Annotated in this window: 15 protein-coding genes; 8 read left to right on the forward strand and 7 right to left on the reverse strand. The window is 73.5% G+C overall.

The window, feature by feature from the left end:
* Window positions 1-8: 8 nt before the first annotated feature.
* The 3 genes from ACIA6C_RS16780 to ACIA6C_RS16790 are packed head-to-tail and all read right to left on the reverse strand — an operon-like array spanning window position 9 to window position 3,196.
* Entirely contained in the window at window positions 9-1,583 is a 1,575-nt protein-coding gene (locus ACIA6C_RS16780; RefSeq protein WP_399276490.1) for an MFS transporter, read from the reverse strand.
* Between the two features lie 18 nt (window positions 1,584-1,601).
* Window positions 1,602-2,399, reverse strand: coding sequence for a PIG-L family deacetylase (locus ACIA6C_RS16785; protein WP_399276492.1), 798 nt, complete (start codon window positions 2,397-2,399; stop codon window positions 1,602-1,604).
* Window positions 2,396-3,196: a methyltransferase domain-containing protein gene (locus ACIA6C_RS16790; protein WP_399276494.1), complete on the reverse strand. Its 801-nt coding sequence runs from the start codon at window positions 3,194-3,196 to the stop codon at window positions 2,396-2,398. Before ACIA6C_RS16790 ends, ACIA6C_RS16785 begins: the two co-directional genes overlap by 4 nt.
* Before the next feature lie 144 nt (window positions 3,197-3,340).
* Between ACIA6C_RS16790 and ACIA6C_RS16795 the strand changes: the two genes are divergently transcribed.
* The 4 genes from ACIA6C_RS16795 (at window position 3,341) to ACIA6C_RS16810 (ending at window position 6,528) form a co-directional block, all read left to right on the forward strand.
* A complete protein-coding gene (locus ACIA6C_RS16795) occupies window positions 3,341-4,036 on the forward strand; it encodes a hypothetical protein (RefSeq protein ID WP_399276496.1) in 696 nt (231 codons plus the stop codon).
* Window positions 4,037-4,117: 81 nt separating this feature from the next.
* Window positions 4,118-5,368 (forward strand): cytochrome P450, encoded by a 1,251-nt coding sequence (locus tag ACIA6C_RS16800; RefSeq protein WP_399276498.1) that lies wholly within the window; start codon window positions 4,118-4,120, stop codon window positions 5,366-5,368.
* Between the two features lie 40 nt (window positions 5,369-5,408).
* Window positions 5,409-6,209, forward strand: coding sequence for a hypothetical protein (locus ACIA6C_RS16805; RefSeq protein ID WP_399276500.1), 801 nt, complete (start codon window positions 5,409-5,411; stop codon window positions 6,207-6,209).
* Between the two features lie 28 nt (window positions 6,210-6,237).
* A complete protein-coding gene (locus ACIA6C_RS16810) occupies window positions 6,238-6,528 on the forward strand; it encodes a hypothetical protein (RefSeq protein ID WP_399276502.1) in 291 nt (96 codons plus the stop codon).
* 15 nt (window positions 6,529-6,543) lie between these two features.
* Here the strand turns inward: ACIA6C_RS16810 and ACIA6C_RS16815 are convergent, their stop codons facing one another.
* Window positions 6,544-7,074: a gluconokinase gene (locus ACIA6C_RS16815; RefSeq protein WP_399276504.1), complete on the reverse strand. Its 531-nt coding sequence runs from the start codon at window positions 7,072-7,074 to the stop codon at window positions 6,544-6,546.
* Window positions 7,075-7,417: 343 nt separating this feature from the next.
* On the opposite strand from ACIA6C_RS16815, the gene ACIA6C_RS16820 reads away from it, so the two are divergent.
* From ACIA6C_RS16820 to ACIA6C_RS16830, 3 genes are all read left to right on the forward strand, one after another.
* Entirely contained in the window at window positions 7,418-8,830 is a 1,413-nt protein-coding gene (locus tag ACIA6C_RS16820) for a family 2B encapsulin nanocompartment shell protein (RefSeq protein WP_399276506.1), read from the forward strand.
* A 116-nt stretch (window positions 8,831-8,946) separates the two neighbouring features.
* Complete coding sequence (locus tag ACIA6C_RS16825) at window positions 8,947-10,323, forward strand: family 2 encapsulin nanocompartment cargo protein terpene cyclase (RefSeq protein ID WP_399276508.1); 1,377 nt, start codon at window positions 8,947-8,949, stop codon at window positions 10,321-10,323.
* A 15-nt stretch (window positions 10,324-10,338) separates the two neighbouring features.
* On the forward strand, window positions 10,339-11,223 hold the full coding sequence (locus ACIA6C_RS16830; protein WP_361125892.1) for a geranyl diphosphate 2-C-methyltransferase: 885 nt from the start codon (window positions 10,339-10,341) through the stop codon (window positions 11,221-11,223).
* Between the two features lie 28 nt (window positions 11,224-11,251).
* Here the strand turns inward: ACIA6C_RS16830 and ACIA6C_RS16835 are convergent, their stop codons facing one another.
* Window positions 11,252-11,992: a DUF4386 domain-containing protein gene (locus ACIA6C_RS16835; protein WP_399276510.1), complete on the reverse strand. Its 741-nt coding sequence runs from the start codon at window positions 11,990-11,992 to the stop codon at window positions 11,252-11,254.
* Window positions 11,993-12,101: 109 nt separating this feature from the next.
* Between ACIA6C_RS16835 and ACIA6C_RS16840 the strand changes: the two genes are divergently transcribed.
* Window positions 12,102-12,821, forward strand: coding sequence for a TetR/AcrR family transcriptional regulator C-terminal domain-containing protein (locus tag ACIA6C_RS16840; RefSeq protein ID WP_399276512.1), 720 nt, complete (start codon window positions 12,102-12,104; stop codon window positions 12,819-12,821).
* 66 nt (window positions 12,822-12,887) lie between these two features.
* Here ACIA6C_RS16840 and ACIA6C_RS16845 read toward each other — a convergent pair whose 3' ends face one another.
* Window positions 12,888-13,670, reverse strand: coding sequence for an NPP1 family protein (locus tag ACIA6C_RS16845; RefSeq protein ID WP_399277283.1), 783 nt, complete (start codon window positions 13,668-13,670; stop codon window positions 12,888-12,890).
* Between the two features lie 661 nt (window positions 13,671-14,331).
* Complete coding sequence (locus ACIA6C_RS16850; RefSeq protein ID WP_399276514.1) at window positions 14,332-16,242, reverse strand: ABC transporter ATP-binding protein; 1,911 nt, start codon at window positions 16,240-16,242, stop codon at window positions 14,332-14,334.
* Window positions 16,243-16,249 lie beyond the last annotated feature (7 nt).

The raw sequence follows: 16,249 nt of genomic DNA on the forward strand, positions 1-16,249 counted from the left end.
CGAAGGCCTCACCCCTCCGCCGGGCGCGGCGGTTCGAGGGGCGCCCCCGTCGCCCGCGGCGGTTGCCGCGGTGGCTCCAGCGGCGGCGAGGTCACCCCGCAGGACGTACGGCACAGCGGGTGGCACACGGCCGGCGCGGGATTGCGCACGGTCGTCCACGCCAGCACCGCCCCCACCACGAGCACCCCGGCGCACCAGGCCATGGCCCGCCCGAAAGCCGCGTCGAAACGCGGCGCGGAGAGGTAGGAGTCGGGACCCATCCCCGCCAGCAGCGGCAGTGCGGCCACCGCGAGCAGCCCGGCCGCCCGAGCGGCGGCGTTGTTGATGCCGCTGGCCAGGCCGGCCCGGCCGGGATCGACCGAAGCGAGCACCGTCGCCGTCAGCGGAGCCACCAGGGTCACCATCCCCATCCCCATCACGACCAGCGCGGGCAGCACGTCCAACGGGTACGAGGCGCCCGGTCCGACGCGCAGCATCAGCAGCATCCCGCCCGCGCACAGCAGCGGCCCCACGGTCAGTGGCAGCCGCGGCCCGATCCGCTCCCCGAGCGCCCCCGCGCGGGCCGACAGCAGCAGCATCAGCGCCGTGGTCGGCAGCAGCGCGGCCCCGGCGGCCATCGCCGAGTACCCGGAGACCACCTGGAGCTGGAGCACCACGAGGAAGAAGAAGCCGCCGAAGGCCGCGTACACGCACAGGGTGACGAGGTTGACGGCCGTGAACTGGCGGGAGGCGAAGATCGACGGCGGCACCATCGGGTACTTCCTCCGCCGCTCGACGCAGACGAACAAGACCCCCAGCAGCAGCCCGCCCACCGCCGTGGCGACCACCAGCGCGGTACCGGAACGTGCCTCGATCAGCGCGTAGGTGAGCAGGCCGAGCGCGGCGGCCCCGATCACGGCGCCCGCCACGTCGAACCGCCCGTGCGCGGCCGGATCGCTTGATTCCGGTACGTGCCTCAGCGCCACCGGCACACACAGCGCGGCCAGCGGCACGTTCAGCAGGAACACCCAGCGCCAGCCGGGCCCGTCGACCAGCCACCCGCCGAGGAACGGCCCCACGGCCGCGCCGACACCGCCCAGTCCGGACCACAGACCCACCGCCCGGGCCCGGTCGTCGGCCCGGATCGAACCCTGGATCAGGGCGAGGGAACCCGGTGTCAGCAGCGCCCCGCCGATGCCCTGGAGAGCGCGAGCGCCGATCAGCACACCGGCGTTCGGTGCGATCCCGCACAGCAGGGACCCGGCTGCGAACCACACCACACCCACCACGAAGACCCGCCGCCGCCCGAAGCGGTCCCCGAGCGCCCCACCGACCAGGATCAGCCCGGCCAGGGTCAGCAGGTAGGCGTTCACCGTCCACTGGAGCACCGCGAGGTCGGCGCCGAGGTCCCGCCCGATGCGCGGGAGCGCGACGTTGACCACCGTCGAGTCCAGCAGCGCCATGCTCGACCCGAGCACGGTGGTGAACAGGATCCACCGTCCCCGCGCGGACCCCAGCGGCACATCGGGAACCCCTGCCCGGACGGCCGGCGGCACCCCCCGCCCGACGGACGGCTCACGCGGCGGCTCCACAGCTCCGGTCATGCCCCCAGGCTCACCCCCTCACCCCGGAAACACCACCCGGCCGGGACAGGGCGCGAGGCCCGGGGCCGAGGGGGCGGTGTCGAGGCGGGTGTAGTACTCGGTGGAGAGGATCCGTTCCCGGGCTTCGGCCGGCAGGCGCAGAAGAATGCCGGGGAGCGAGTGCTCCCGCGTTGCCTCACTGCGGTGGGCGGCGATGGCGGCCCACTTCTGCCCCACCCAGGCGCTTACGTCGACCGTCGTGGTGACGTGCCCGTCCGGCACGCTCAGCAGCTTCTTGCCGACCCGGGCCAGGAGCGGGCCCAGCTCGCCGACCCCGGAGTGCGGGTGGGTGGCCAGGTGGAGGGCGGCCGGCTGCCAGGGCGCTCCGGCGTCGGGATACAGGTGTTCGAGCCCGGAGGCCTGTACTGCGACGGTTGCCAGCCGATGGGTGCGGACGTGGTCCGGGTGACCCGTCAATTGGCCGTAGGCGTCATGGGTGACGACGATGTCCGGGCGGAACTCGCGCACGTGCCCGACGAGCAGGCCGACCGCCTCGTCGAACGGCGCGTCACACAACCGCGGCCGGCTGGGCGCCGACTCGGGGACACGTGCGTCGGCGAACCCGAGCATCCGGGGGCGGCCGGCTCCGAGGGCGGCCAGGGCGTCGGCGAGCTCGGCGGCCCGATGGCTGTCCGGGGCCCAGGTGGCGGTGACGACGGCGGTGCGCGCGCCGGCGGCGGCGTGCCGGGCGAACAGGCCCCCGGCGAGCAGCGACTCGTCGTCGGGGTGCGCGAAGACCCCGAGGAGGGACGGTTTCGAAGCGTGGGGTGCGGTCACGGCCGTGGTCCTTTCCGCGCCGTCAGCTGGAAGAGCCTGGCGGTGTGCATGTACGGCGGCCGTGCGGTGACGGCGAGCTCCAGGCGTTCGAGTTCGGCGTAGAACGCCGGGTCGTCCTTGCGCGCGTCGTCGGCGATGTAGTCGCAGAAGCTGCGGATGCCGTAGTGCTGCACGTCCTGGCAGCCGAGGCCGCGCAGGACGGCGATGATCTCGTCAGCCACGTGCAGCGTCAGAGTCGAGTCGAACATCCCGGCCCGCGCTTGGTCCGTCTCGAAGGAGGCCAGCGCGGCGGCCGGGTCCATCTCGCGAACGGCGAGTCTCAAGGCCGCCGAGTGGCGGTTGACGGCCATCACCGACAGCAGGCCGCCGGGCCGCAGCGGCGCGAGGGCGGTGGCGAGGGTGCCCGGCACGTCGTCCACGTATTGCAGGAGGTTGTGGCACAGCACCACGTCGAAATCCGCCGCGGCCAGGCCGGCGGGCAGAGCGGCGACGTCGGCCCGCACACAGGTGATCAGCTCCGTCAGACCGGCCGCCGAAGCCCGCTCGGCCGCTGCGGCCAGCATGGCGGTGGCGTGGTCGACAACGGTGACGTGGTGCCCACGGGCCGCGAGGCGGATCGCATCGCCGCCGTCGCCGCCGGCGAGATCCAGGACGCGCGACGACCCCTCACCCGGCCCTTCGAGATGCCGGACCAGGTTCGCCTCGGCGATCGCGTAGCGCAGACGGCCCCAGGGGGCGTCCTGCCATTCCTGCCAGGCAGTCATCGCGCTGTTGAACTTCTCGGGAGATTCGGCCATCCGGTGACGGTATCGGCACGGCCGCACGGGCGGATCAGGAGATGACCGGCGGAGGGATTGTCGTACCGGCATACGGGTGGAGGGTGGTGGCGCGCCGGAAGGGCCGGTTCGGAGCAGGGTGGCAGGCCGATAGCGTGGGGGACCATGACGCTGCGGAATGGGCAGGCGGGCGCGGGGGAACTGGCGGAGGCCGCCGGGGGCGGGGCCGTGTGGGCCGTCGGGGGACCCGACGGGGTGGAAGCCGCGGGCGGGGACCAGGACGCCGGGCTCGATGTCAGCGCGCTCGCCGCCGTGCTGGCGCTCTGGCCCGTCATCGGCAGCCTCGTCGCCCGGGGCGAGCTGGCGCTGCACACCCCGCTCGCCGCCTACGGGGCGAAGGCGCCCGACGGGAGCACCGCCCACCACCTGCTCACCCGCCCCGGTGGGGTGCAGGCGCTGACCCGGCTCGCGGAGCACCTCTGCGGCGGACCGCTCGCCGAGCACGCCACCGCCCGCATCTGGCGGCCCCTGGGCATGACCCGTACCCGCCTCACCGGTGCCACCCTGCACGCCACCGCGGCCGACCTCGCCCGGTTCCTGAGGCACCTGCTCTCCACCGCCGACCACCCGATCCCCCGCACCTGGACCGCCGAGTCGCTGCGCATCCGGACCGGCGAGCTGACTCCGGCCCGCGGCCTCCTCTGGCGCCCGGCGCCCCACGGGGTCTGGGCCCACGGCGACGGCTCCGCGCTGTGGGTCTCACCCACCCGGCGCCGTTGGGCGGTGCTCGTCCCCGCCTCCCCGGGAGGGCCGCCGCCCACCGCGTTCCGCGAGGCGGCGTTCGCCGTTCCACCCCCGTAGCGCACCCGGGGCGCGTACCCACCACCCCCGACGTACGGTGATCCCGATGTCACCGACCGAACAGGCGAGGTGGTCCCGGCAATGACCCAGTCGACCACGACGGCCGGCCGAGGTCCGGCCGAGGCCGGAGCGGGAGCGGGACAGCCCGCCAGGGCCGGGCGGGCCGAGACGGTCCGCTTCGCGGCGACCCACGCTCTGCCCGAGCTCGTACGCGGCTTCGTGACCCGCCGCCCGCACATGACACGCCCCTGGCCCGCGCTCGCCCGCCCGCACTGGTCCGCCGCGACCCTGCGGGCCATGCGCGCCCGGCACGGCGGAGCACCCGTCCTCGTGCGCGGCCTGTCCGGAACGCTGCTGATCATCCTCGACCCGCAAGACCTGCACCAGTTCTACTCGGCGCCGCCCGGCAGCCGCGAGGGCCGGCGCGAGATCGACGACGCCGTCCTCGCTTCCGGCACCGCCGTACACCCCTCCTGTGCGCCGTTCCTCTCCGTCATCGCCGAGGAGGCCCGGCAGCTCACCGCCCACGGCACCCTCCGGCTCGCCCGCGCCCGGCACGCCGTGGCCCGGGCCGGCCGGCGGATGGTGCTCGGTGACGCGGCGGCCGACGACGAGGAACTCACCGGGTGGCTGCGCCGGTTGCACGATGGCCGCACCCGCGCCGTGCGGGAGCTCGCCGACGAGGCCGCCGCCCGCATCGGGCAGTACGCCGCCGACGCCGAGCCGCACACCCTGATCGGGCGGGCGCGCCGGCACGCCGACTCCACCGGCCAGGCCCGCCACTGGCTCCAGGCCATGGACTCGGTCCCCGCGACCCTGCTGCGCACGCTACTGCTCCTCGCCGCCCACCCCGCCGAGCAGGACGTGGCCGCCGCCGAGGCCCGGGCGTCCGACGCGGCCTCGGGCGAACTGCCCAGGCTGCGGGCCTGCGTCCGGGAATCGCTGCGGCTGTACCCGGTGGTGCCGGACCTGATCCGGGTCACCCGGGCCGAGACCGAGTGGCGCGGGGTGCGCCACCCCGCCGGGACCGCCGTGCTGCTGCCCGTCCTGTTCCACCAGCGCGACCCCGAACACATGCCGGCCGCGCACGTCTTCGTACCCGGACGGTGGTCGTCCCACGGGGCGCGCCAGGACGTCCGGATGGCGCCGTTCAGCCACGGCGCGGGACGCTGTCCCGGAGACCAGCTGGGCCTGCTCGTCGTGTCCGCCTTCTGCGCGGAGGTGCTGCGCGGGCACCGGGTACGGGACGGGCGGCCGGCGCTGGACCCGATGGGGCCACTGCCCGTGGCGCTCGACCCGCGCGGGATCCGGCTGGGACTGGTCCGCCGATGAGGGGGCGGATGCGCCGGCCGATGACTACGCCGATGAGCGAGTGGATGCGGCCACCGTCGAGCCTGCCGACGAGGTGGCCCAAGAGCCCGCCGACCAGCCGCCGTTGAGTCAGCCGGGGAACGCCTTCGCCCGAGCCCGCCGCCGGATCCGAGCCACCGAGGTGCCCATGTCCGACACCCCGACCTCCGCGTCCCCCACCGAGGACGCCGAACTGCTGCGCGCCCTGTGCCGGGAGCTGGCCGAGGCCGCCGACGCCGTGGACGAAGCCGCCCGGTACGCCTCCCAACTGGCCCTCGGGGTCCGCCTCCCGGCCACCGCGATCGGCCGCGGCGGGCGGCCCGGGCCCGCATGGCGCACCCTCCTGCGCACCCTCACCGACCCGGCCGGCTTCGGCTGGGCCCCGCGCGGCCGGGGCGCGGCCCGGGCCGGGTGGCTCGCCGGGGTCCTGGCCGGCCGCGAGAGCCTCGCCGTGAGCCTCGCGGTGTGCGGTCTCAGGACCAGGCTCCGGGCCGCGCGCGAGGCGCACCCCGAGCTGATGGCGGATCCCGACTGCGCTGCGGTGTTCCGGGCGGCCGAGGCGGGCCGTCAGGGCGAGGCCGTCCGGCTGTTCCGGGCGATCCTGCGGGAGCGGGGCGCCGGGCGGGCGTTCGGCCTGCTGGCGCCGTCCTTCGCCGACGTCCTCGCCTGGGACGCGCTGACCGACGACAACCCCTTCAACGACCACGCGGGCTGGCAGATCGCCACCGGCCGGGGCAGGCCCGTCCCACGGCTGCTCGGGCTCGGCGCGGCCTTCCGCGCCTTCCTCGGACGAGGCCCCCGCCGCACCGGTGTCAGCAGGTGATCCACCCGATGCACCCCGGAGGAACCGGATGAACCACCTTCCCGCCGCCCCCGGGGGCCGGCCGCGCCCGCCCGGTCCCGCCGAGGGCCTGCGCGCGCACTCCGCCATACTGCGTTCACACGCCGAACGGCTGCGCTCCGTCGCCGCCCGCCTCGGACGCCGGGGCCCGCACGCCGACCCCCTCCACGCCGAGGTCGCCGCCCTCGCCGAGCGGTGCGCCGTCGCGGCCGGCGGCCTCGCCCTCGCCGCCGCCCGACTCGACGCCCCGCGGGGATCGGGGCGCCCGGCGGGACCGGCGCTGCGCCGCAAGGATCCGTAGCAGCGGCAAGGGTCCTCAGCGGTCGGCGCCCAGAGCCCGCAGCGCGGCCACGGCCCGCTCCGCGGTCCGCGCTGCCGGCCCCGCCGCATCGACGACCGCACCGGCCTCGTCCTCCTGGAGCGGTTCCAGCGCGGCGAGCTGGGAGTCCAGCAGCGCGGCCGGCATGAAGTGGCCCGTGCGCTCCGCCAACCGCTTCTCGATCAGCGAGCGCTCCCCGGTGAGGTGTACGAAGACCACCCCGGGCGCCGCCGCGCGCAAACGGTCCCGGTAAGCCCGCTTGAGGGCGGACGCGGAGACCACACAGCCGTCCTGCTCCGCCGCGCGGGCGATCCACTCGCCGATGGCGTCCAGCCACGGGCGGCGGTCGGTGTCGTCCAAAGGCGTGCCCCCGGACATCTTGGCGACGTTCGCCGCCGGGTGGAACGCGTCGCCCTCCGCGAACGGAAGGCCCAGCGCGTCCGCGAGCAGCCGGCCCACGGACGTCTTCCCCGACCCGGCCACGCCCATCACCACGACGACGCGCCCGGCTCCGGCCCCCTGCCCCATGTCGCGTGCCTCCCCGTCTCCCTCGCCGCCGGTCCTTCCCACTGAAGCTGGTCGGGTACGGGGTATTCAAGCGGAGACCGGTACCGCGCGCGGAGACCGTGTCCCCAGCGGGTGCTCTCGGCCAAAGGGCCGAATACCGTCGACGGCCCCCGCAAACACCCCGCGCGGCAAGATCACCGCTTCGAGGTAAACCAACGGCTTCCCAGGGCCGAGTGGGGGTACCGGCCGTTAGCGTTCCCCATGGATCTGGCCGGATTCCGTGACGTTCACCCTCTTGTTTCTCTTTTCATCGGTTGACGTGCACGTACGCCGATCACCTCCCTTGCTAAGGAGAGCCCGCCCGATGACCGTTGACACCAGCCCGGAAGCGCACCTGGAGCCCCCTCGGCGGTCCAGCCTGGGCACGGCGGCCGCACGCAACCTTGCCACCACGACCAAGTCCGCCCCGCAGATGCAGGAGATCACCTCCCGCTGGCTGCTGCGGATGCTGCCCTGGGTGGAGACCAAGGGCGGCGCCTACCGGGTGAACCGCAGGCTGAGTTACACCGTCGGGGACGGACGCATCGAGTTCGTCCAGGACGGCGCGCACGTCCAGGTGATCCCCCGCGAACTCGGCGAACTGGCCCTGCTGCGCGGCTTCGACGACCTGGAGGTCCTGACCGCCATCGCGGGCCGGTGCGTGCAGCGCGACTTCTCCGCGGGTGAGGTGCTGGTCGAGCGCGGTGCCCCCGCCGAGCAGATCCACCTGATCGCCCACGGCCGGATCAGGCAGACCTCCGTCGGCAAGTACGGCGACGAGGTGACCGTGGCCGTGCTCGCCGACGGCGACCGGTTCGGGGAGAGCGCCCTGCTGGACGGCGGCGCGAGTTGGGACCACACCGCCACCGCCGAGACGGGCGGCACCCTGCTCACCCTGTCCCGCGCAGACTTCTCCGCCGTACTGGCCACTGCGCCCCATCTACAGGAACACGTCAGGCAGTTCAGCGCGCTGCCGCGCCAGCGGCAGAACAAGCACGGCGAAGCAGAGATCGCGATGTCGTCGGGCCACACCGGCGAGCCCGAGCTGCCCGGCACCTTCGTCGACTACGAGCTGAGGCCCCGCGAGTACGAACTCTCCATCGCCCAGACCGTGCTGCGGGTCCACACGAGGGTCGCCGACCTCTACAACGAACCGATGAACCAGACCGAGGAGCAGCTCAGGCTCACCATCGAGGCGCTGCGCGAGCGCCAGGAGCACGAGCTGATCAACAACCGGGAGTTCGGTCTGCTCCACAACGCCGCCTTCAAGCAGCGGATCCAGACGCACTCCGGCCCGCCCACCCCGGACGACCTCGACGACCTGCTCTGCCGCCGCCGTGGCACGAAGCTGTTCCTCGCGCACCCCCGGACGATCGCGGCGATCGGGCGCGAGCTCAACGCCCGCGGGCTCTACCCGGACCACGTCGACGTCGGCGGGCAGCAGGTCCCCGCCTGGCGCGGAGTCCCGATCCTGCCCTGCAACAAGATCCCGATCAGCAAGGAGAACACCAGCTCGATCCTCGCGATGCGCACCGGGGAGGACAACCAGGGCGTCATCGGCCTGCGCCAGACGGGACTGGCGGAGGAGTACGAGCCGGGCCTGTCGGTGCGCTTCATGGGCATCGACGAAAGGTCGATCATCTCCTACCTGGTCACCACCTACTACTCCGCCGCCATCCTGGTGCCCGACGCGCTGGGCGTGCTGGAGAACGTACAGATCGCCCGCAAGCCCGAGTAACGGGATCCGCCCGACGGCGACCGCCGTCACGCCGGCCACGACGGCCCGGACCGTCCCGGGCCGACCGGGCGTGCCCGGAGACCGGGACGCCCGCCCACACCACCAAGGAGCCACGGATGCCCGAGCCCGGGCTTTCCCCTCTGCAATCGAGCCTGCCTGCGGCCGCCGCCCGCTTCGGAGCCCATGTCCTCGCCGACGTCCTGGCCAAGGCCACGGATGTGGCGGCCGCCGCCGGCTCCGGGCCCACGCTCCCCTCCCCGCCCGCCGTCCCCGCCCCCTCGGCACGGGCCGTGTCCGTACCCGCACACGCAGATGCGGCGGTGGACGTGGCCGTGCCGGTGCGGGTGCATGAGGGCGCTGCCGTGGCGGAGCGGCGGAGCCCCGCCCTGGACCGGATCCTGCGCGGCCCCAGCGGTCTGGGCACGGCGAGCCTCTACCCCCTCCAGCAGGTGGAGCCGGCGGCCCCGCAGGCGCCCGCGCCCGCGGCTCCCGAGGCACCCGGGCCGGCGCCGCAGGGCCGTCCCGTCCCCGGTCTCTACCACCACCCGGTGCCGGAGCCCGATGCGGCGCGGGTGGAGGAGGTCAGCCGGAGGATCAAGGCCTGGGCCCTGGACGAGGTCCAGCTGTACCCCGAGGACTGGGAGGACCAGTTCGACGGATTCTCCGTCGGGCGCTACATGGTCGCCTGCCATCCGGACGCCCCGACCATCGACCACCTGATGATCGCCACCCGGCTGATGGTCGCCGAGAACGCGGTCGACGACTGCTACTGCGAGGACCACGGCGGTTCGCCCATCGGTCTCGGGGGGCGCCTCCTGCTGGCGCACACCGCCCTGGACCCCCTCCACACGACGGGGGAGTACCAGCCGCAGTGGGTGGAGTCACTGGGCGCGGACGCCCCGCGGCGCGCCTACCGCTCCGCGATGGAGTACTTCGTCCAGCAGTCCACGGCCTCCCAGGCCGACCGGTTCCGGCACGACATGGCCCGGTTGCACATGGGCTACCTCGCCGAGGCGGCCTGGGCGCAGACCGACCACGTCCCCGAGGTGTGGGAATACCTGGCGATGCGGCAGTTCAACAACTTCCGCCCCTGCCCCACCATCACCGACACCGTCGGCGGCTACGAACTGCCGGCCGACCTGCACGCGCAGCCCGCGATGCAGCGGGTCATCGCGCTCGCGGGCAACGCCACCACGATCGTCAACGACTTGTACTCGTACACCAAGGAACTCGCGACTCCGGGCCGGCATTTGAACCTGCCGGTGGTGATCGCCGAACGCGAGGGCGTATCCGACCGCGAGGGCTACTTGAAGGCGGTCGAGGTCCACAACGACCTGATGCGCGACTTCGAAGCCGAAGCCGCCGCCCTGGCCGCCGCCTGCCCCGTCCCCAGCGTGCAGCGCTTCCTGCGGGGAGTCGCCGTATGGGTCGACGGCAACCACTACTGGCACCAGACCAACACCTATCGCTACAGCCTGCCCGACTTCTGGTAAGGATTGGATCCATCTGTGACTAGCACCGATCTCACCGCGGCCACCACCCCCTCGGTGTTCATCCCCGGCCCGGCGACTCCCTATCAGGGCGACATCGCACGCTACTGGGACGTCGAGGCCAGGCCCGTGAACCTGCGTCTCGGCGATGTCGACGGCCTGTACCACCACCACTACGGCATCGGCGACGTCGACCACGCCGCCCTCGGCGACCCCGCCGACAGCGCGTACGAGAAGAAGCTGATCGCCGAACTCCACCGCCTGGAGTCGGCGCAGGCCGAGGTCCTGCTCGACCACCTCGGCCCGATCGGCCGGGACGACACGCTCGTGGACGCCGGCTGCGGCCGCGGCGGTTCCATGGTGATGGCCCACCAGCGCTTCGGCTGCAAGGTCGAAGGCGTCACCCTGTCGGCCAAGCAGGCCGAGTTCGCCAACCAGCGCGCCCGCGAACTCGGCATCGAGGACCACGTCCGGGCCCGTGTCTGCAACATGCTCGGTACGCCCTTCGAGACCGGGCAGGCCACGGCTTCGTGGAACAACGAGTCGAGCATGTACGTCGACCTGCACGACCTCTTCGCCGAGCACTCCCGGGTCCTCGCGGTCGGCGGCCGCTACGTCACCATCACCGGCTGCTGGAACCCGCGTTACGGCCAGCCCTCGAAGTGGGTCTCCCAGATCAACGCGCACTTCGAGTGCAACATCCACTCCCGCCGTGAGTACCTGCGTGCCATGGCCGACAACCGTCTCGTACCGCAGGCCGTGATCGACCTGACGCCGCAGACCCTGCCGTACTGGGAGCTGCGGGCCACGTCTTCGCTGGTCACCGGGATCGAAGAGGCCTTCATCAACTCCTACAAGGACGGCTCCTTCCAGTACGTCCTGATCGCGGCCGACCGGGTCTGACCGACCGCCGGGCCACGGGCCGGGTCCCTCATCCGACGGACCCGGCCCTCACCGCTGCCCCCGCCGTTGCCGCCGCCCGTGCTTCCGCCCGCGCTTCCGGCGCCGGGTCGAAGCCCCTGGCGATGAGCCTCACGGCCAGCGTCACCTCCCACGCGAAGACCGGGAGCGCCGCGAGCGAGCCCGCCGCCGACACCTGTGGATAGAGGCCGAACAGCACGGCGGTCGCCGAAGCGCAGATCACGGCCCCGCCGGTCAGGCCGAGCACGGCGACGGGCCGTGGCACGAGCCGCGAGCGGTACATCAGGGACGCCAGCACCAGGGTGTTCGCCCCCAGGACGAAGTTGGGGCCGAAGAGGAACGTCCAGTCGTGGACCGCGATCAGGGCGTCACCGACCGTGGCGAGGGAGGCGGAGTCACCGGCGCCCCCTCCTGCCGACTCCCTGCGCAGCGTCACGACCGACAGCACGCTGATGATGCCGACGACGATCACGGCCGCCTCCAGCAGACGACCGCAGACGTAGCCCAGCGCGGCCCCTTCGCCGTGCCGCTTGACGACCGGGAACAGGACGACGCCCGTACCGATCACGGCCAGGGCGAGGACGAACTCCGACACGGCGCCCAGGAAGACCCGGACGTCCGCGCCGGAGCCGGTGACATAGGCCGCGCCGTGCAGCACGGGGCCGTAGAGCGTGAGCCCGCCGATCGCCGCCCCCTCGGTGACGAGGAACAAGACGCCCGCGAGGACGGCCGTTCTCCTGGTTGCACTCATCTGGACCTCCTCCGAGGTGTACGGCGTACACCTTAGGTGCACCGTAGGTGTACGCCGTACACTCGTCAAGCCGGGCCTCCGGCACCGACTTCGAAGGGAGCTGACCGCAATGGCGGAACGGACCGGGACCGCGCGCCGGTCCCCCCTGAACCGGGACCGGGTGCTGCGCGTGGCCGTCGCGCTCGCCGATGAGAGCGGGATCGAAGGCCTGAGCATGCGCAAGCTGGCCCAGGAACTGGGCGTCGTGCCGATGGCGCTCTACAAGCACGTCGCCAACAAGGAAGAACTGCTGGACGGCATGGTGGACGCCGTCGTCGGGGGAATCGGCGACCCGCCCGACGGAGCCGGCTGGAAGGACGCGGTCCGCAACCGGATCCTCTCGGCGCGGAGCGCGCTGCGCGGGCACGCCTGGGCCTTGCAGGCGCTGCGCTCCCGGACCCGGCCGACCCCCGCCGTGCTCGCCTACCTGGACTCGGTGATCGGGACGTTCCGCGCCGGCGGCCTGTCCCTCGACCTCACCCACCACGCGATGCACGCCCTGGGGAGCCGGGTCCTCGGCTTCACCCAGGAGCTGTACGACGCTCCGCCGCCGCAGGCCGGCCCGCCGGAACCCGGTCCGTCAGCCGAGGAGTCGGCCGCGGTCGCGGCGCGGTATCCCCACGTCACCGAGCTGGCCCGGTCCGTGGCGCACGACCGCGAGTCGGTGGTGGGCCAAGGCTGTGACGACCAGTTCGAGTTCGAATTCGCCCTGGACCTGCTCCTGGACGGCTTCGAGAAGCTCCACGGGCAGGGATGGACGTCCGCGAAGGCGGGAGGCACGCGGAGTTAGGGCGGGGTCGCCGGGATCGGCGTCCTGACGCTCAGGGCTCCACCTGCACAGCGCGCTGGAGTGCCGTCAGCCGTAGGGGTTGAAGGGGACAGGCGGCTTCGCGGCGTTGAGGGCGTCGTTGAAGCGGGAGTCGGAGATCTTGATGGTGGCGGAGCCGAAATCGGCGTTCATGAGCTTGTCGCGCAAGCCGGCCGGGTAGCCGTCCCAGCCGACGAGGCGGGGGTAGAACCAGTTGCCCGTGTGGTTCTCCGCGGGCTCGTCGTTGCCGTTGGCCAGCCGGAAGAAGTGCGTCGAGACACCGTCCTTGTGGTAGACGACCTTGACGTGCGTGCCGTCGAACCGGACCTGGGAGCGGGGGTACCACTTCCAGCCGCTGTGCTGGGACGTCGACACGTACTCGACCTGGTTGTCCTTGATCCAGACGACCACGTGCTCGAAGTCGTGGCGGTGTCCGATGGCCGCCGGACCGAGGGTGGCCTGGTCCTTCTCGAAGTAGCTCGCGTACATGACCGCGCACCAGCCGTTGTTGCACTTCTCGCGGGAGTACGTGTTGGAGTTCTGCAGCTGCGCGAGGTCCCGGCAGTGGCCGTTGACGTCCCCGCCCGGTTTCAGCCCGGGGTTCAGGACGCCGTCGGGGCTGATGGCGGCGGTGGCGTAGCAGCCGTCCTTGTCGTAGTCGTAGGCCGGGGAGAAGGTCTGCTCCAAGCCGTCGGCGTTCTGCGGGAGTTGCGGGATGACGGCGGCGACGGCGGCGGTGGGGAGCGTCAGAACGAGGGATGCGGCTCCGAGGCCCGCGGCGGTCAGGATCCGGCGGAGCCGGTACCGGGGCGCGGGCTGTTCGTTCGTCATCGGCGGCGGGGCGCTGGGCACGTGGACTCCTTGGCGTCGGCGGTGGGTGGCCTGGGCGAGCGCCCCAGTACACCCCGTCCGCCCCGCCACGGGAATGGCCGCCGGATGAACTGCCGGTGCGGGAGCCGCGAATGGCGCGATCCGTGTCCGTCCTGCGGCGGTACGAGGTCCAGGGCCGGCCCCTCCGGCGCCACGACGGCGGCTCCGCCGGGGCTTCAGCGGACCGGCCGGGGGAGTCGGCCCGGCGCCTGCGGCAGGGTGGCGCCTTCGCTCAGCCGCCCCGGCCACCGGGCGGGCCCGGGTCGCGGGCCGCGAAGCGCAACTCCGGCTCGGACTGCCCGGGGGCCACGCCGCGCGGGATCGCCCGCCCGCCCGGGCCGCCCGCCGGGCGGCGCCCTGGGTGGCCCCGGTCCGGCGGTCAGGCTCCCTGCGCTCATCGGCCTCGCCGGGCGCGGTGTTCCCGCCGTCCGGCAACAGCGCCTCGTCCGCTCACCGGCCTCGTCGGGCACGGCCCCGCCGTCCCGCGGCAGCGCCCCGCCCGGCGCCTGCGGCAGATTGGCGCCGGGGTCGTCCGCCGGCGGGGCCCGTCCGTCGTGGCCTTCGTCCGCGGCGATGCCCGGCAGCGGCGGCAGCGCGGTGCCGGGCTACCGGGGGCGCTCGCTCATCCGCCCGAGACCGGCAGGGTGGCGTCCGGGGTGGGGCCGGCGGGCTCCGCCGGGGCGAACTGGGTGCGGTGCAGCTCCTCGTAGCGTCCGCCCGCCGCCAGCAGCTCGGTGTGCGTGCCCCGTTCCACGATCCGGCCGTCCTCGACCACCAGGATCAGGTCGGCCGCCTGGACGGTCGACAGACGGTGCGCGATCACCACCGCCGTCCGGCCCGCGAGGGCCTCCGCGAGGGCCTCCTGGACGGCCGCCTCCGAGGTGGAGTCGAGGTGGGCGGTGGCCTCGTCGAGGATCACCACCCGCTGGCGGGCCAGCAGCAGCCGTGCGATCGTCAGCCGCTGGCGCTCCCCGCCCGACAGCCGGTAGCCGCGCTCGCCGACGACGGTGTCCAGGCCGTCCGGCAGCGAGGCGACGAGCCCGTCCAGGCGGGAGCGGCGCAGGGCCTCCCAGAGTTCCTCCTCGCTCGCCCCGGGCCGGGCCAGCAGCAGGTTGGCCCGCACCGACTCGTGGAACAGGTGGCCGTCCTGGGTGACCATGCCGAGGGTCTCGCGGACCGAGTCGGCGGTGAGGTCCCGTACGTCGATCCCGCCGAGCCGGACCGCGCCCTCGTCGGCGTCGTACAGGCGCGGCAGCAGCTGGGCGATGGTCGACTTGCCCGCGCCGGAGGAGCCGACGAGCGCGATCATCTGGCCGGGCTCCGCGCGGAACGAGACGTCGTGCAGCACCTGGGTGCCGCCCCGGGCGTCGAGAGTGGCGACCTCCTCCAGGGAGGCCAGCGAGACCTTGTCGGGGGAGGGGTAGCCGAAGGAGACCCGGTCGAACTCCACGGTCACCGGCCCGTCCGGCACCCGGCGGGCGTCGGGCTTCTCCGCGATGAGCGGCTGGAGGTCGAGGATCTCGAAGACCCGCTCGAAGCTCACCATCGCGCTCATCACCTCCACGCGGGCCCCGGCGAGGGCGGTCAGGGGCGAGTAGAGCCGGGTGAGCAGCAGGGCGAGGGCGACGACCGAACCCGCTTCGAGGGTCCCGTGCACGGCGTAGTAGCCGCCGAGGCCGTAGACCAGCGCGAGGGCGAGGGCCGAGACCAGGGTGAGGGCGGTGATGAACGCCGACTGGGCCATGGCCGTGCGGATGCCGATGTCCCGCACCCGGGCCGCCCGCGCCGCGAACTCGGCGGACTCCTCCGACGGCCGTCCGAACAGCTTGACCAGCGTGGCGCCGGGCGCGGAGAACCGTTCCGTCATCTGGGTGCCCATGGCGGCGTTGAGCGCCGAGGCCTCGCGCTGCATGGAGGCCATCCGCGCCCCCATCCGCCGCGCCGGCAGCACGAACACCGGCAGCAGCACCAGCGCCAGCAGGGTGATCTGCCAGGAGATGCCCAGCATCACGGCAAGCGTCAGCAGCAGGGTGACGATGTTGGACGCCACCCCGGACAGGGTGTTGCTGAAGGCCCTCTGGGCGCCGATCACGTCGTTGTTGAGGCGGCTCACGAGGGCGCCGGTACGGGTGCGGGTGAAGAAGGCGACCGGCATCCGCTGCACGTGGTCGAAGACCGCGGTCCGCAGGTCCAGGATCAGCCCCTCGCCGAGGGTGGCCGACAGTTTGCGGGTCAGCAGGCCGAGCCCGGCCTCCGCCACCGCGATCAGCGCGATCAGCAGGGCGAGGCGGGTGACGGTGTCGCTGCTTCCGCCCCCGACGATCGTGTCGACGACCCGGCTGGCGAGCAGCGGGGTCGCCACGGCGAGCAGCGCGGTCACCACGCTGAGGAACAGGAAGGCGGTGAGGCCCCGGCGGTGCGGGCGGGCGAAGGCGGCGATCCGGCGCAGGCTCGCCCGCGACAGGGGGCGGCGGTCCTGCTGGGCGTTCATGGCGCTGTGCAGCGATGTCCAGGCGGTGACTTCCATATCCATGGGCCGA

Origin of the sequence: Streptomyces sp. NPDC051578, from assembly GCF_044454045.1 — a bacterium.
Lineage (GTDB): Bacteria > Actinomycetota > Actinomycetes > Streptomycetales > Streptomycetaceae > Streptomyces.

What these genes read in the sequence shown, in the direction of transcription:
- ACIA6C_RS16780 (WP_399276490.1), bottom strand. Translation starts at nt 1,583, where the DNA reads ATGACCGGAGCTGTGGAGCCGCCGCGTGAGCCGTCCGTCGGGCGGGGG.
- ACIA6C_RS16790 (WP_399276494.1), bottom strand. Translation starts at nt 3,196, where the DNA reads ATGGCCGAATCTCCCGAGAAGTTCAACAGCGCGATGACTGCCTGGCAG.
- ACIA6C_RS16795 (WP_399276496.1), top strand. Translation starts at nt 3,341, where the DNA reads ATGACGCTGCGGAATGGGCAGGCGGGCGCGGGGGAACTGGCGGAGGCC.
- ACIA6C_RS16800 (WP_399276498.1), top strand. Translation starts at nt 4,118, where the DNA reads ATGACCCAGTCGACCACGACGGCCGGCCGAGGTCCGGCCGAGGCCGGA.
- ACIA6C_RS16810 (WP_399276502.1), top strand. Translation starts at nt 6,238, where the DNA reads ATGAACCACCTTCCCGCCGCCCCCGGGGGCCGGCCGCGCCCGCCCGGT.
- ACIA6C_RS16815 (WP_399276504.1), bottom strand. Translation starts at nt 7,074, where the DNA reads ATGGGGCAGGGGGCCGGAGCCGGGCGCGTCGTCGTGGTGATGGGCGTG.
- ACIA6C_RS16820 (WP_399276506.1), top strand. Translation starts at nt 7,418, where the DNA reads ATGACCGTTGACACCAGCCCGGAAGCGCACCTGGAGCCCCCTCGGCGG.
- ACIA6C_RS16825 (WP_399276508.1), top strand. Translation starts at nt 8,947, where the DNA reads ATGCCCGAGCCCGGGCTTTCCCCTCTGCAATCGAGCCTGCCTGCGGCC.
- ACIA6C_RS16835 (WP_399276510.1), bottom strand. Translation starts at nt 11,992, where the DNA reads ATGAGTGCAACCAGGAGAACGGCCGTCCTCGCGGGCGTCTTGTTCCTC.
- ACIA6C_RS16840 (WP_399276512.1), top strand. Translation starts at nt 12,102, where the DNA reads ATGGCGGAACGGACCGGGACCGCGCGCCGGTCCCCCCTGAACCGGGAC.
- ACIA6C_RS16845 (WP_399277283.1), bottom strand. Translation starts at nt 13,670, where the DNA reads ATGACGAACGAACAGCCCGCGCCCCGGTACCGGCTCCGCCGGATCCTG.
- ACIA6C_RS16850 (WP_399276514.1), bottom strand. Translation starts at nt 16,242, where the DNA reads ATGGATATGGAAGTCACCGCCTGGACATCGCTGCACAGCGCCATGAAC.